General features: G+C 72.9%; 12 protein-coding genes and 2 pseudogenes. 7 read left to right on the forward strand and 7 right to left on the reverse strand.

The features are described 5' to 3' along the window. Nucleotides 1-443 precede the first annotated feature (443 nt). Nucleotides 444-629: pseudogene (locus QC029_RS10530) on the reverse strand (hypothetical protein); the annotation flags it as partial. A 24-nt stretch (nt 630-653) separates the two neighbouring features. Next, nucleotides 654-1,145 carry an RICIN domain-containing protein gene (locus QC029_RS10535; RefSeq protein WP_279555272.1) on the reverse strand — a complete coding sequence of 164 codons (492 nt, stop codon included), beginning with the start codon at nt 1,143-1,145 and terminating at the stop codon, nt 654-656. A gap of 859 nt (nt 1,146-2,004) precedes the next feature. On the opposite strand from QC029_RS10535, the gene QC029_RS10540 reads away from it, so the two are divergent. The 4 genes from QC029_RS10540 to QC029_RS10555 all read left to right on the forward strand — a co-directional run bounded on the left by QC029_RS10540 (nt 2,005) and on the right by QC029_RS10555 (nt 4,831). Next, on the forward strand, nt 2,005-2,208 hold the full coding sequence (locus QC029_RS10540; RefSeq protein ID WP_279555273.1) for a cold-shock protein: 204 nt from the start codon (nt 2,005-2,007) through the stop codon (nt 2,206-2,208). Between the two features lie 288 nt (nt 2,209-2,496). Further along, on the forward strand, nt 2,497-3,990 hold the full coding sequence (locus QC029_RS10545) for a DEAD/DEAH box helicase (protein ID WP_279555274.1): 1,494 nt from the start codon (nt 2,497-2,499) through the stop codon (nt 3,988-3,990). A 46-nt stretch (nt 3,991-4,036) separates the two neighbouring features. Next, a complete protein-coding gene (locus tag QC029_RS10550; RefSeq protein WP_279555275.1) occupies nt 4,037-4,441 on the forward strand; it encodes a CBS domain-containing protein in 405 nt (134 codons plus the stop codon). A 45-nt stretch (nt 4,442-4,486) separates the two neighbouring features. Continuing rightward, nucleotides 4,487-4,831 (forward strand): SCO5918 family protein, encoded by a 345-nt coding sequence (locus tag QC029_RS10555; protein ID WP_279555276.1) that lies wholly within the window; start codon nt 4,487-4,489, stop codon nt 4,829-4,831. Between the two features lie 222 nt (nt 4,832-5,053). Here QC029_RS10555 and QC029_RS10560 read toward each other — a convergent pair whose 3' ends face one another. Next, the gene (locus tag QC029_RS10560; RefSeq protein WP_279555277.1) at nt 5,054-5,392 is read right to left on the reverse strand and encodes a MerR family transcriptional regulator; all 339 of its coding nucleotides are present in this window, start codon (nt 5,390-5,392) and stop codon (nt 5,054-5,056) included. Between the two features lie 1,265 nt (nt 5,393-6,657). Here QC029_RS10560 and QC029_RS10565 point away from each other — a divergent pair. Further along, nucleotides 6,658-8,733, forward strand: a pseudogene (locus tag QC029_RS10565) (restriction endonuclease); the annotation flags it as partial. Between the two features lie 71 nt (nt 8,734-8,804). On the opposite strand, the gene QC029_RS10570 reads toward QC029_RS10565, so the two are convergent. The 3 genes from QC029_RS10570 to QC029_RS10580 form a co-directional block, all read right to left on the reverse strand. Next, nucleotides 8,805-9,455, reverse strand: a complete 651-nt coding sequence (locus tag QC029_RS10570; protein ID WP_279555298.1) for a hypothetical protein — start codon at nt 9,453-9,455, stop codon at nt 8,805-8,807. 41 nt (nt 9,456-9,496) lie between these two features. Continuing rightward, nucleotides 9,497-10,222, reverse strand: a complete 726-nt coding sequence (locus QC029_RS10575; protein ID WP_279555278.1) for an HAD family hydrolase — start codon at nt 10,220-10,222, stop codon at nt 9,497-9,499. Between the two features lie 94 nt (nt 10,223-10,316). Beyond that, a complete protein-coding gene (locus QC029_RS10580; RefSeq protein ID WP_279555279.1) occupies nt 10,317-11,012 on the reverse strand; it encodes a triacylglycerol lipase in 696 nt (231 codons plus the stop codon). Nucleotides 11,013-11,295: 283 nt separating this feature from the next. On the opposite strand from QC029_RS10580, the gene QC029_RS10585 reads away from it, so the two are divergent. Next, on the forward strand, nt 11,296-11,718 hold the full coding sequence (locus tag QC029_RS10585) for a phage holin family protein (protein ID WP_279555280.1): 423 nt from the start codon (nt 11,296-11,298) through the stop codon (nt 11,716-11,718). Continuing rightward, nucleotides 11,715-12,080, forward strand: a complete 366-nt coding sequence (locus QC029_RS10590; RefSeq protein ID WP_279555281.1) for a DUF3618 domain-containing protein — start codon at nt 11,715-11,717, stop codon at nt 12,078-12,080. The genes QC029_RS10585 and QC029_RS10590 overlap by 4 nt, the downstream gene beginning before the upstream one ends. Here the strand turns inward: QC029_RS10590 and QC029_RS10595 are convergent. Then, complete coding sequence (locus QC029_RS10595; RefSeq protein ID WP_279555282.1) at nt 12,045-13,094, reverse strand: YihY/virulence factor BrkB family protein; 1,050 nt, start codon at nt 13,092-13,094, stop codon at nt 12,045-12,047. The genes QC029_RS10590 and QC029_RS10595 overlap by 36 nt on opposite strands. Nucleotides 13,095-13,250 lie beyond the last annotated feature (156 nt).

Below are 13,250 nucleotides of genomic sequence, written 5' to 3' on the forward strand. Positions count from 1 at the left end.
CAGGTCAGCCCAGCAACCGGCCGTAGATCACCCCAGGGTCCCAAGCTGAGGGCTCCGGCCACCGTCACGGGCCAGCCGTGGCCGCTTGCTCTGGTCGACGGCAAACCCCTATAGCGTGGCTGAAGCCGGTGGGGGTGCAGCGAGGCATACGCGTGCGTGATCGGTTGGCGCACCCGCCGTCGTGGCTGGCTGTCGTCGACTGAAGTTCGTGCCACTGCCGTGCCAGATGCAGGGGTCAGCCACGGTCAACGGCGGGGTCTCGCAGTCGAGTTTTCGGCAGCCTGACCAGGCGTCAAACCTTCAGGCCACCGCCCCTACTCCTCACCCTCACTCCTAAAGCGGGTGTCGCAGGTTCGAATCCTGCCGGGGGCACCGGCACAAAGGGCACCTACTCAATTGAGTAGGTGCCCTTTGACATCCACGGTTGACATCAACGGCAGCGATCAGCCGTGGTCGGGACGTCTCCTGAGCAGCCGGTCCAGGTGGCTGATCGTCTCCCGCCGGGTCTCCCGCGCCACGTGCGTGCAGACGTCCATGGTGCTGCTGACCCGGCTGCGCCCCGGGGTCTCCGTCACCACGCGGGGAGCCGTCCCGGCCGCCGTCAGCAGCATGGCGCGGCCGTGCCGGGCGGGAGGCCCGCGCCGGCGGCCGGGTCACTCGACGCGCCAGACCGCCTTGGCCGACAGGTACTCGGTGGAGGTCGACGGGGCCGACACGCTTCGGTCGTTCCATCCCACCAGACGGTGCTGGACGCCGCGGGTCTCCCAGGTGTCGACGTGCAGCAAGTGCTCCCGGTCCAGGAAGTACCACCACTGGCCCGGGTCCCCCGAGTAGCACCCGGAGAGGTAGACGGATCCCGTGCCCCGGCTGTCCAGGCACTCCCCGGTGATCGCGTTCTTGAGCATCCAGAACTCGTCGCCGCCCACCGACTTGCGGATGATCTCCCACTTGACGTGCTCGTAGCCGGGCTGCGAGCAGCCGATCTGGCGCGGCGCCTCGGTCGCGTTCACGGCGGCCAGGCACAGGCCGGTGTGGGCGTTGCGGAACTTGACGTAGGAGGCGGCCTGCGCGGTCTGGGCCGGCAGGGCGGACAGCAGGGCGGTCAGGGCGGCGGCGCCGGTCAGGAGCCGCAGACTCTTCGTCATCGTTCCCTTTTTCGGGCTTCCGGGCTTCCGGGCTTTCGGGCTTTCGGGCTGGGTCACTGCGGGAGTCGGGGATCGGGGATCGCCGGAACGTCCTCGGCACGACGTGGCCCGTCGCGGTCCACGGACGGGGAGTCTCGCCGGTTCAACTCCCCCGGGCACGGCCGCCGTCCGGCGCGGCCGTGCCCGGGGGAGGATGTCCTTCGCCGCGCGGCCGGTCGGGGAGACGGGGCGGTGGACGGGCGGCTGGGAGGCGGGGTAGCGGCAGATCCGCGGGAGTGGCGTCAGATGGTCTGCCGGCTCCGGAGTGAGGTGATCGCTGCCGGACTCCGGATGCCTGGCGGCGGCGCGTGGCGGTGAACGCACAGCCGCCCTGCGGCCGGTTCTCCCCCGCCCGCTCCCGCGGCGTCGCCTGCCGCATCGGGCCCGTCAACCGGACGGGCCCTGCCCCTCATCCGGTGGTGGCGGGGAGCCACGAATCCGCCTCCACCAGTCCGGTCCCCGCCCCCCGTGGCCGGAGCCGGGAGTCGGATTCGGGAGTCGGAGCCGGAGATCCGCGGACCAGCGGGGCCTGGACGACATCATATCTGCATCCGCGGGGTGAGAATTTGACGAAACGCACGGACAGTTTCCTTGCGGCAACGGCCGGAGCGGAATTGCTCAACACACACATGCCGCCGCAACGTGCTACCGTCGACACCAGTTGCAGTTGTGGTTCCCGAATTCCAGGACCTTCTCAGTCGGCCTCTGCGCCGCTGGAAGCACTTTTTGGCGCCGGTCTTTTCCGGGCGGGGCGATCATCGCGGCGACACGGCGTCCGCGCAGTGCGGACGCCGACTCACTGCCCCGAAGGAGACAGGACATGACCACCGGTACCGTGAAGTGGTTCAACGCGGAAAAGGGCTTCGGCTTCATCGAGCAGGACGGCGGCGGCGCCGACGTCTTCGCCCACTACTCGAACATCGCCGCCCAGGGCTTCCGCGAGCTCCACGAGGGCCAGAAGGTGAGCTTCGACATCGCGCAGGGCCAGAAGGGCCCGACGGCCGAGAACATCGTCCTCGCCTGACGCCGACGCGCACTTCGCAGCCGGGGCCCGCATCCTTCGGGGTGCGGGCCCCGGCCGCACGCGCTTCCCGCTACGCCTCCCGCCGCGGTTCCACCCGCGGGACGGCTGCTGGGGATCCGCGGGCCCGTGTACGCGGTCTCCCCTTCGAGGACGCCCCCGCGTCCCCTCTCGACCGCACCGCAGCGCACGATTCAATTTCGCATTCCACTCGGTCCGTTCTTGCGATTCTCCTTACTGCTCCCCGCTGCGAGAATTCCTTGATATGTGCCGCATCGAGGAAGGTTCCGCATGAACCGCACACGCACGAACGACCGCTTCGCCCGCCCTCGGAACGGCAGCGCCGCCTCCGGGGAAAAGGGCAACCGGTTCGGCACATCACCCCCGAGCCGCTCCGGCGGGCCGATCCGTTCCAACGGTCGCAACCGCCGTCCCGCCGCGCTCCGGGGCGATTTCGCCCTTCCGGAGACGATCACCCCGGCGCTGCCCGCCGCGGCGAGCTTCGCCGATCTCGGCATGCCCGCGGAACTGCTGGCCGCGCTCGTCTCGCAGGGCGTGACCGTACCGTTCCCGATCCAGGCCGCGACGCTGCCGAACTCCCTCGCCGGCCGCGATGTCCTCGGCCGGGGGCGCACCGGTTCCGGCAAGACCCTCGCCTTCGGGCTGGCCCTGCTGGCCCGTACGGCCGGGCGGCGCGCCGAGGCCCGGCAGCCGCTGGGGCTGGTCCTCGTACCGACGCGTGAGCTGGCGCAGCAGGTCACCGAGGCGCTCACGCCGTACGCCCGTTCGGTGAAGCTGCGCCTGGCCACCGTCGTGGGAGGGATGCCGATCGGCAGGCAGGCCGGCGCGCTGCGCGGCGGTGTCGAGGTCGTCGTCGCCACTCCCGGACGCCTCAGGGACCTCGTCGAACGCGGCGACTGCCGACTGGACCGGGTCCGGGTCACCGTCCTCGACGAAGCGGACCAGATGGCCGACATGGGCTTCATACCGCAGGTCACCGCGCTGCTCGACCAGGTCCGCCCCGACGGCCAGCGCATGCTGTTCTCCGCCACTCTCGACCGCAACGTCGATCTGCTCGTGCGCCGCTACCTGAGCGACCCCGTGGTGCACTCCGTCGATCCGCCGGCCGGCGCGGTCACGACGATGGAGCACCACGTGCTCCACGTCCACGGCGCCGACAAACACGCGGCCACCACCGAGATCGCCGCACGCGACGGCCGCGTGATCATGTTCCTGGACACCAAGCACGCCGTCGACCGCCTCACCGAGCACCTCCTGAACAGCGGGGTACGGGCCGCCGCCCTGCACGGGGGCAAGTCGCAGCCGCAGCGCACCCGTACGCTGACGCGGTTCAGGAACGGGCACGTCAGCGTGCTGGTGGCGACCAACGTCGCCGCCCGCGGCATCCACGTCGACAACCTCGACCTCGTCGTCAACGTCGATCCCCCGACCGACCACAAGGACTACCTCCACCGCGGCGGCCGCACGGCCCGCGCAGGCGAGTCCGGCAGCGTCGTCACCCTGGTCACCCCGGACCAGCGCCGCGCCATGACCCGCCTCATGGCGACGGCCGGCATCGTCCCGCAGACCACCCGGGTCCGCGCCGGCGAGGAGGCCCTGCACCGCATCACCGGCGCCCAGGCCCCCTCCGGCATCCCGGTCGTCGGCACCGCGCCGGTGGTCGGACGCCCCGGGCGCAGCGCCGCCTCACGCGGCCGGCGCCGCCCGGCCTCGGCGATCCGGCGCGCGCCCGCACGGCAGTCCGCCGCCGGGGCGGCAGCCTAGAACCGCCCTGATCAGAAACCCGACCCATCTCCGCAGGAGGCACCTCTTGACCCTGGTCCAGACGCATCCCCGCTCAACGAGCACCGACTCCGCGCACAGGACGGCCGCCGAAGCCGTGGACGCGGACGGGCCTCGGGTCTGGGACGACATGACCGTCGAGGTGGCGCTGTCCGTCATGGCCGCCGCCCGCACGGGTCACCTCGTCGTCTGCGACGAGGACGGCCGGCGCACCGGCCTGGTCACCCGGGCCCGGCTCACCGCCGTGCGGGACGGTTCCGGATACACGGACCGGGTCCGCCTGCGCGACATCGCCGACGGCGGCGGGCCCTTCGCCTCGTCGCCGACCGCGGTGGCCGAAGCCGGGCACGCGGTGCGGCACCGGCGGCTCGGATCCCTGCCCGTGGTCGACGAGCACGGCAGCGCCCCGGGCGTCCTCGCCCCCTCCCGCTGAACCGCCTCACCACGGCCCCTCCCCCTCCGCTCCTTGTGAGGTCCCATGCGTTGTGTCATCGCCCGCTTTCCGTTCGAGCTCACCAAGGGCGGTGTGCTGGAATCGATGAAGGGCGTCAAACCCGAGCCGGTCACCGGCGACTCCGTGATCGTCGGGCGCCGCCGCTACCCCGCCAAGCAGGTCGGCCAGCTCGTCACCCACCAGGACCGCCGCGATTTCAGCAACGGCGAAGTCCTCCGGGCCATGACCCGGCTCGGCTTCACCTGCCGCACCGTCCCCAAGGCGGCGGTCGCGAAGATCGTCGACCCGCTCCAGCGGGCTTCCGCGGCGCAGGGCGCCCCATGCCTCCGCCGTCGGACCGCCCCCGGAGATCCGCCGGCGGCTCCCTGACGACCCCCTGCCGGCGGCACCCGTCCTCGTCCGCCGGGTGCGCCGTCATGCCGCCGCACAGGGACGCGCCCTCACAGGCCCCGCCGCCGTCGGGCCGCGCCCCGCTCCGGGTGACGCGTCCGCACCGGCCGCTCGTCCCCTCGGACTGCCGCACCGGGCCGGACGGCACCGGGCCGGACGGCGCCCGGTCTGATCGGCTGCCGTCCGCTGTGAGGGTGCGGGTCAGGCGTCCGCCTTGCGGCCGGATCCGACGGCACCGCGTCGCAGTTCGTCGTTGATGCGCCGGGCCTCTTCGAGCTGGTCCTCCAGGATGATGATGCGGCAGGCCGCCTCGATGGCGGTGCCCTGGTCGACCAGTTCACGGGCGCGGGCGGCGATACGCAGCTGGTAGCGGGAGTAGCGACGGTGACCGCCCTCGGAACGCAGGGGCGTGATCAGCCGGGCGTCACCGAGGGCCCGCAGGAAGGCGGGCGTGGTGCCGAGCATCTCCGCTGCTCGTCCCATGGTGTAGGCGGGGTAGTCGTCGTCGTCGATTCGGTCGAGCGGTGTGTCTGCGGTCATCTGCACCTCTGATGGGGGAATGCGTCGAGGGGCCTTGGTGCCGTACGGCACCAAGGCCCCGAGGGATTTGTAACACCATCGGCCGACCTACTGCGATGCCGGCCTTCTGTTTCCGCGCCGACCCCCGACGGGGGGCGGGGCGTGCGGGGATCGCGGGTGCGTGACCGTGGGACCACCTTCCGTTCCGGGGCCTGCGGTACCCGGGCGGACCGTTCTCGCCCGGGCGATCCTGATGGTGTCCGCCTCCTTCTCTCTTCCTTCCGGTGAACCTCTTGCCGCTGCGGATCCTGCGTACTGCCGGCGGTCCTCATACGGGGCCACCGGTCCCGGCGGTCAGCGAAGGGGCCTAGAAGCGCCAGTCCGGCCCCACCACTCCACCGCCGTGTCGCAACCTCTGTTCCGCATGCGGGCAGTTCGTGTCTGCCACGCCTCATCGACTTCTTGGGTACAGCAGACACCCTAGCCCCGCTGCGAAGGCATGTCTACAGCAGCCACTACAGATTTCAGCTCGTGCGGGTGAAAGGTTCTCCACCGGTACCCATCTGCCACCGCCGCTCGGCTTCGACCGGGCCATGGCGCGCTGGGGACACGGCCGCCCCGACTGGCGGCCATCGCGACGACGCCGCTTCGCCGAGTGCGCCCTGGCCGCCGCCCGTCCTGGAATCGGGCCGGGGTGAGACGTCCCGGCCGCTCTGTGGCCCTGCGGACCGCACGCTCAGGACCCGTCCGCGTGCACCTGACCGCTCACATCGAGGAGGAATCGCGCCGGTCGGCAGGCTGCGGCCCCTAGCGCTCCTTGCCCAGCCGTGCATCGTGCTCACGCAGGCGGCGTACCTGGTCGGCCGATGGCGGGCGCCCGCCGCCTCCCGGCCGGACCGCCCGAGGGCATGTGGTGATCGCGGAGCGGCATCGCACCGGTTCCCGGCCTCGCCCGGCACGGGTGCCGACGAGTCCTCGCAGCCGCCCCGGCACGTCCCCTCCCGTGGCGGCGGCGCGCCGTGTGCCGCAGTCGGGGCACCGAGGGCCGACGTGCTCAAGACGGTTCGTCACCGAGTGACGGCTCCCGCCCCGGCCGGAGGAGCACGTCCCACCGGCATCCGCCGCCTCCTTTCCGGTGTGCGCGGGTCGGGGCGGGGCGGGGTCAACCGCGGCAAAGGCATGGGCGCGCGGTCGGTCGCCGACTAAAGTCACCCCATCACTGCTGGTTACGGGGCCAGGACTCGGTGCACGCACGCCGGGTCGCTGGTGGGGAGGACCTGTAGAGCATGAACCGTCGCTCCAATGGGTTGGTCGGTGTCTGGGCCGAAGCACAGCGCCAACAGCAACGTCAGCACGAGGCGCAAGCCAGGTACCAGCGGGAGCGGGAAAGGCAGCAACGCGCCTACCAGCGAGAACTCGCACGCAGTTACCGCGAGCAGAAAGCGGCGTACCGGGAGCAGCGCGAGGCGGAGGCACGGCGGCGCACGGCGGAACTCGACGCACGGGTCGAGTCGTTGCAGGGTCTGCTGGCAGCAGGGTGCCGGGCTCCGGCGTTCAGGGCAGAGGCACTGACCCGGCCCGAGCAGATCGAGGCGTTCTCCCCGGGACAGCTCGCGCATCCCATCCGCATGCCGGACCCGGACCAGTACCAGGCGCAGGGTGGTTGGACCGCCGCACGGCGGGCCCAGGCACAGGCGGAAGCCCGATCCAGGTTCGAACGCGACTGGCAGGCCGCACAGGCCGCGGAAGCACGGCGTCAGCACCAGTTGGCCGCCTACCGGCTGCAGTACCAGCAGTGGGCCGAGGCCCGGCTGAGCGAGATCCGCCGGCACAACGCCGGCATCGCGGAGATGAAGGCCGGGCTTCGCAACGGGGACCCCGAGGCCGCGGTGGAGTACTTCTCCGCCGCCCTCTACGCCTCGACCGGATGGCCGGAGGACCTGCCCCGCCAGGTGTCCGCCGCGTACGACGCCGACGCGCGCCAGTTGGTGCTGAACTGGGAGCTGCCCGGGTACGACGTCGTCCCGAAGGCGAAGTCGGTGCGCTACATGGTCAACGCCGACCAGGAGAAGGAGTCGCCCCGGCCGGTCACGCAGCGCCGCGCCCTGTACCGGGACGTACTCGCGCAGTGCCTTCTGCTGGTCCTCCGCGACCTCTTCGCGGCCGATGAGTTCGGTGCGCTGGAATCGGTCGCGTTGAACGGGTTCGTGGACGATCACGATCCGACGACCGGCAGACGGGCGCCCATGTTCCTCGGCACCGTCATGGCTTCGCGTTCGGCTTTCGCCGCGCTGCACCTGGAACAGGTGAACGCCGTCACCTGTCTGGTGGACGGACTCCGGGGCCGGCTCTCGTCGCGCCCCGACCAGTACGCGCCCGTACGGCCCGGACGGCTGCCCGAAGACGTCGGCAACGGTGTCGTCACCCATGGAGGCGACGAGGAGCCGGACCTGTACGAGATGGATCCCATCGCCTTCGAAGCGCTGGTCGCCGACCTGTTCCGGGCCATGGGCATGCAGGCCGTGACCACCCGGCGTTCGAACGACGGCGGCGTGGACGTCGACGCGCTGGACCCGGCCCCGATTCGGGGCGGCAGGATCGTCGTGCAGGTCAAGCGTTACCGCAGCACCGTGCCTCCGACAGCCGTGCGCGATCTGTACGGCACCGTCCAGGACGCCGGGGCCAACAAGGGTGTGCTGGTCACGACATCCGGATTCGGTCCCGGCTCGCACACCTTCGCCAACGGCAAGCCCCTGGAACTGGTGGCGGGCCCCGAACTGGTCGACCTGCTGCACCGCCACGGACTGCGCGGGCGGCTGGGCGGCGGCGAACACCCCGTGCCCGCCCAGCGGACGGCGCCGGACGGTGAGACCGGCACGGAGGACCACAACGTGTTGGGCATGTACTGGTCGGGCAGCGTCGCCTTGGACGTGTGCGCGCTCGTCTGTCATGGCGGCCGGGTTCTGGGCGACGACCACTTCGTCTTCTTCAACAACCCCCGGACACCCGATGGCACGGTCCGCGCACTCGTCCCCGTCGCGCCGGACAGGGCCGCCATACAGGTCCGCTTCGACGCCCTGCCGGCGCGAGCCGACCGCCTCGTCGTCATCGCCGCGGTCGATCCCGTCGCCAACCCCACGGCCGACCTGTCCGGGTTCGCCGACGCCGGCATTCGGCTGCTGGACTCCAGCGGGTCCCTGCTCGACCAGTTGGAGGTCTCCGGCGGCCGCGCCGGTGAAACCGCCCTCGTACTGGGATCCTTCCGCCGCCGCGCGAACGGCGACTGGGAGTTCGTCACGGGAGGCAGGGGGTACCGGGGCGGCTTGGAGGAACTGGTCCGGGAGTACGGCATCGACGTGGATCGACGTGGATCGGCGCCCCGGCCGGCACGAGGACTCGGGGCGGTGCCGGGCACCGGCCGACGGGCGCGGGGTCAGGAGCGCGGCTCGGCGTACCAGCGCCAGCCGACCGGACGGGGGCGGCCGGGCAGGTCGGCGCGGCCGGTGCACCAGAGCAGGGCGGGCCAGGGGCCGACGTCGGCGGGCGCGTCCGGGAAGAGGCGGGCGAGGGCACGCGCGCACGGTCCGGCCGGCGGCTCCCAGGGAAGCCCGAGCCCCCCGGCCACGTCGTGGGTGTGCGCCAGGGTCTCCACGACCCCCATGGCGGCGAACCCCTCCGGGTCCGACACCCCGTGGACGTGGTGGGCGCGGACGTGCGGGGACGCCGTGCGCACCATGGCGGCCAGCAGCGCGCCGCTCGCCTCCAGCACCTGGAGCAGCCCGCCCGGGCCCGCCGCGCGGTCGGCGTGGACGGCGTTCGCAGGCCCGCCGGGCCTGCGGCTCTCCCACACGAAGGGGACGTCGCCCGTCAACGGCGGCTCGCGCGGGCCCAGTTGGACGGCGTACGCGAAGAGGTCGTCGGCGAGGTGCTCGACGGTCTCCCAGCAGTTCCACTCCAGGGACCCGGCCCCGCGGTCCCAGCCGTCCGCGGGCGCGGGGCGGAGGGCGTCCACGGCCAGGCGCACGACGAGGTCGAGGTCGTCGGCGGTGACGGGGGACGGGGAGGGTTCGGCGCGCGGCGGCATGGCGGGCACCGTACAGCGGCCGGCGGGGGCGGCTCCAGCGGTCAGCGGCCCGCCCCGGGACCGGCCGCGGCGCCGACGATGCCGAGCAGGTCGTGCAGCGAGTCGATGTGCCAGTCGGCGGGGGCGGCCTCGGGGGTGCCGGCCCACAGGTGGCCCCAGGGCCCGCGGCGCAGGTGGGCGACGCGCAGGCCGTACGCCTTCGCCGGCGCCACGTCGTTGACGGGATGGTCGCCGACGTACACGGTCTCGTGCGGGGCGGTCCCGGCGAGGTCGACGACGCGGGCGAAGAACTCGGCCGACGGCTTGGCCACGCCCCACTCGTCCGAGGTCGCGACGGCGTCCGCCGGGAGGTCGAGCGCGCGCAGGAGCCGCCCGGCGCGCGCGGTCTGGTTCCCGGCGACGACGACGCGCGCCCCGGCCCGCCGCAGGGCGGCCAGGGCGGGGCGCACGTCGGGGTAGAGATCGGTCTCGTCCAGGTGCTCGCCGCGCCCGGCGGCCTCCCGGGCGGCGTACTCGGCGCCGACGTCGATGCCCGGGCGCAGCAGCCGCAGCGCGTCGGCGTTGTCGCGGCCCTGCGCCACGACGGCGCCGACCAGGGCGGCGAGGGTGTGCCTGGGCACGCCGATCCAGTCGGCCCAGCCCGCCCAGTACCGGTCGTCGCGGACCAGGGTCTCGCCGATGTCGAGCGCGACGGCGGCGACGGGGGCGGCGGGGGCGACGACGGCGGCATCCTCGGCATCCTCGGCGGTCTCGGCGGTCTCGGTCATCGGGGCCAGCCTACGGCGGACGCCCCCGGCCCGGAGCGGAACGGGCGGAACGGGGCGGGACCGGGCGGAACCGACCGGGAACGGCGGACGGGGGTCAGCCGTCGGCCATGTCCCGGACCTGTCCGTACACCGTGGCGTCCTCCAGCAGCCCGGAGTGCGACAGGCAGGCGGTCCTGGTGTTGACCGCGCCCGACAGGGAGACACTGCTGTCGGGGTTGATGACGCTGTCGCAGGGCGACCACCAGGTCGCGTAGCGCGGCGAGCCGGGCGTCTCGTTGCCGGAGTTGAGGTCGGTGAGGAACCTCGACCCGATGCGCATCTCGGTGCAGGAGGTCTGGAAGCAGGCGTTGGCCGTGTCGGTGCCGTGGTTGGGGCCGCCGAGGGAGACCCAGGCGTCGATCTTCGCCGCGCCGCCGAGGTTCTTGGCGTAGTGGCGGGAGGAGAGCCCGCCCATCGAGTGGGTGATCACGTCGACCCGGCTCGCCCCGGTGGCGGCGAGCAGTCTGTCGACCTCGGCGGCGACCTGCTGGGCGGTGGTGGCGTTGGACTGGCCGGTGTCGTAGCTCCACTGCCTCAGATGGGTGGAGGGCCAGCCGTCGGCCCGGAAGCGGCCGGCCATGGTGTTCCAGACGGAGCCGCTGCTGCTCCAGCCGTGGACGAAGAGGATCGGGTCGCTGCCGGGACCGTAGGCGGTGGGGGACGCCGCGGTCGCTGCGGCCGGGGACGGAGCCTGGAGGGCGAGGGCCAGGGCGGACAGCGCGGTTGCCGCGACGGCCAGGGGCTTCTTCACTGCACGACCTCACGGGGACGCGGGGGGACGGAAGGGGTGAGCGGTGACGCCGTGGGGGGGTGGCCGAAGGTTACCGACCGGTCGGCAGGCCGGGTCAAGACGCGTGCACGCACCGTTCGCCGCGTGCACGCCCCCTTCCGCGGCCCGCCTCGCCCCCGGCGGCGCCCTGCCCCCCCGAACGCCCCCGGATGCCCCGGACGCCCCGACGAACGGGTGAGCCGTGGTTAGCGGGCGGTGAGCGGAGGTACTCGGAGTGCTGACCCATGAGGGGAGCGCAACGACGATGAGCACGATGCAGCGGATGGACGGACACAAGCACGGGGCCGAGCACTCCGTCGGCGAACTGGTGGCACGGGCCACCGCGCAGATGTCGCAGCTCATGAAGGAGGAGCTGCAACTCGCCAAGATGGAGATGGCCGAGAAGGGCAAGCGGGCCGGGATGGGCGGCGGCATGCTCGGCGGCGCCGGGGTGGTCGCGCTCTACGCGGTGGGCGCCGGCGTGACGGCCGCGATCGCCGGTCTGGCCGTGGTGTGGCCGGTGTGGCTGTCCGCCCTGGTGATCATGGCGGTGCTGTTCGTCGTCGCCGGTGTGCTGGCGGTGCTGGGCCGGCAGCAGATGCGCAGGGCGACGCCGGCGAAGCCCGAGCGGGCGCTGCGGGGCGTGCACGACGACCTGGACGAGATCAGGGGAAGGGTACGGCGATGAGCGTTTCGAGGGACACCAGGGAGGCGGAGGTCCCGAGCACTCCGGGCATCCCCACCGACCCCGAGACCCCGGCGGAGCTCCGCGAGCGGATCGAGCGCACGCGCCAGGAGCTGGGCGACACCATCGAGGAGCTGGCGGCCAGGGCCGACGTCAAGGCCCTCGCGCAGCGCAAGGCCTCGGACGCGGTGCGCGCCGGACGCCGCAACGCGGTGCCGCTGGCCGCCGCGGGCGGGGCCGTCCTCGCCGCCGTCGTGGCGGTCCTGGTGCTGCGCGGACGGCGGGCGCGGCGGCAGCGGTACCTGCGCCACGACCCCCGGCTGCCGGTCTCAGTCCGCCGTCTTGCCGAGCGTATGGCCGCGTGAGGCGTCCGGATCAGGGCCCGGCTCCGGATCCGCGTCCGGGGCGGCCGGGCCCTGGGTGGTCCGGCCGGCCGCCTCCCGCGTCCGCCGCTCCTTCCTGCGCCGCCTGAGTTCCCGCCGCAGCGACCGCGGCCACTTGGCGGTGTCGCGCGGCTCCACGTACGGCTCCTCACCCTTCGGCAGGCCGTTCGCGTACGCCCGCCGGCGGGCCAGTTCCGCGTCCAGTTCCAGGCCGAGCAGGATGGCCAGGTTCGACAGCCACAGCCAGACGAGGAAGACGACGGCCCCGGCGAGGGTGCCGTACGTCTTGTTGTACGAGCCGAAGTTCGCCGTGTAGACCGCGAAACCCGCCGAGGCCGCCAGCCACAGCAGCACGGCCAGCACACTGCCGGGAGCCATGCGCAGGCCCCTCATCCGGGCGTTGGGGGCCGACCAGTACAGAATGCTGATCATCGACGCCACCAGCAGCACCAGCACCGGCCACTTGGCGATCGACCACACCAGCAGCGCCTGCTCGCCCATGCCGACGGCCGCCCCGATCTGCTCGGCCACCCCGCCCGTGAACACCACGATCACCGCGCTCACCGCGAGCAGCACCATCAGCACCAGCGTCACGCCGATGCGCAGCGGCGTGAGCTTCCACACCGGGCGGCCCTCGGGGATGTCGAGGACGCGGTTGGCCGCGCGGATGAACGCCGCGACGTAGCCGGAGGAGGCCCAGACCGCGCCCAGCAGGCTGACGATCGCCAGGAAGCCGCCGCCGCTGCTGCGCTGGATCTCGCCCACGGTGCCGCTCAGGATCTCGCGGGCCGGGCCGGGGGCGAGTCCCCGGAGGTTCTCCAGGATGTACTCCGTCGCCGTCTCGCCGACCGTGCCGAGCAGCGAGACGAGCAGCAGCAGGGCCGGGAAGATCGACAGCACGCCGTAGTACGTGAGGGTCGCCGCCCGGTCCGGGATCTCGTCGTCGAGGAACTCCTTGACCGTGCCCCGCGCGACGGCCCACCACGTCTTCGCCATGGCATACGGATTACCGGCCCGGGCCCGGCCATGTGCCGTCCGGGGGAACGGCTCCATAACGGTGTCCCCGGCGGGTCCGGGCCCGCCGGACGCGCGCGGGGCGCGGCGCGGACGGGGAGCCCCCGTCCGCACCGCGCCCCGTGCGCGAGCCCCGCG

The sequence above is a fragment of the Streptomyces sp. DH37 genome, from assembly GCF_029813835.1.
In the GTDB taxonomy this organism is placed as follows: domain Bacteria; phylum Actinomycetota; class Actinomycetes; order Streptomycetales; family Streptomycetaceae; genus Streptomyces.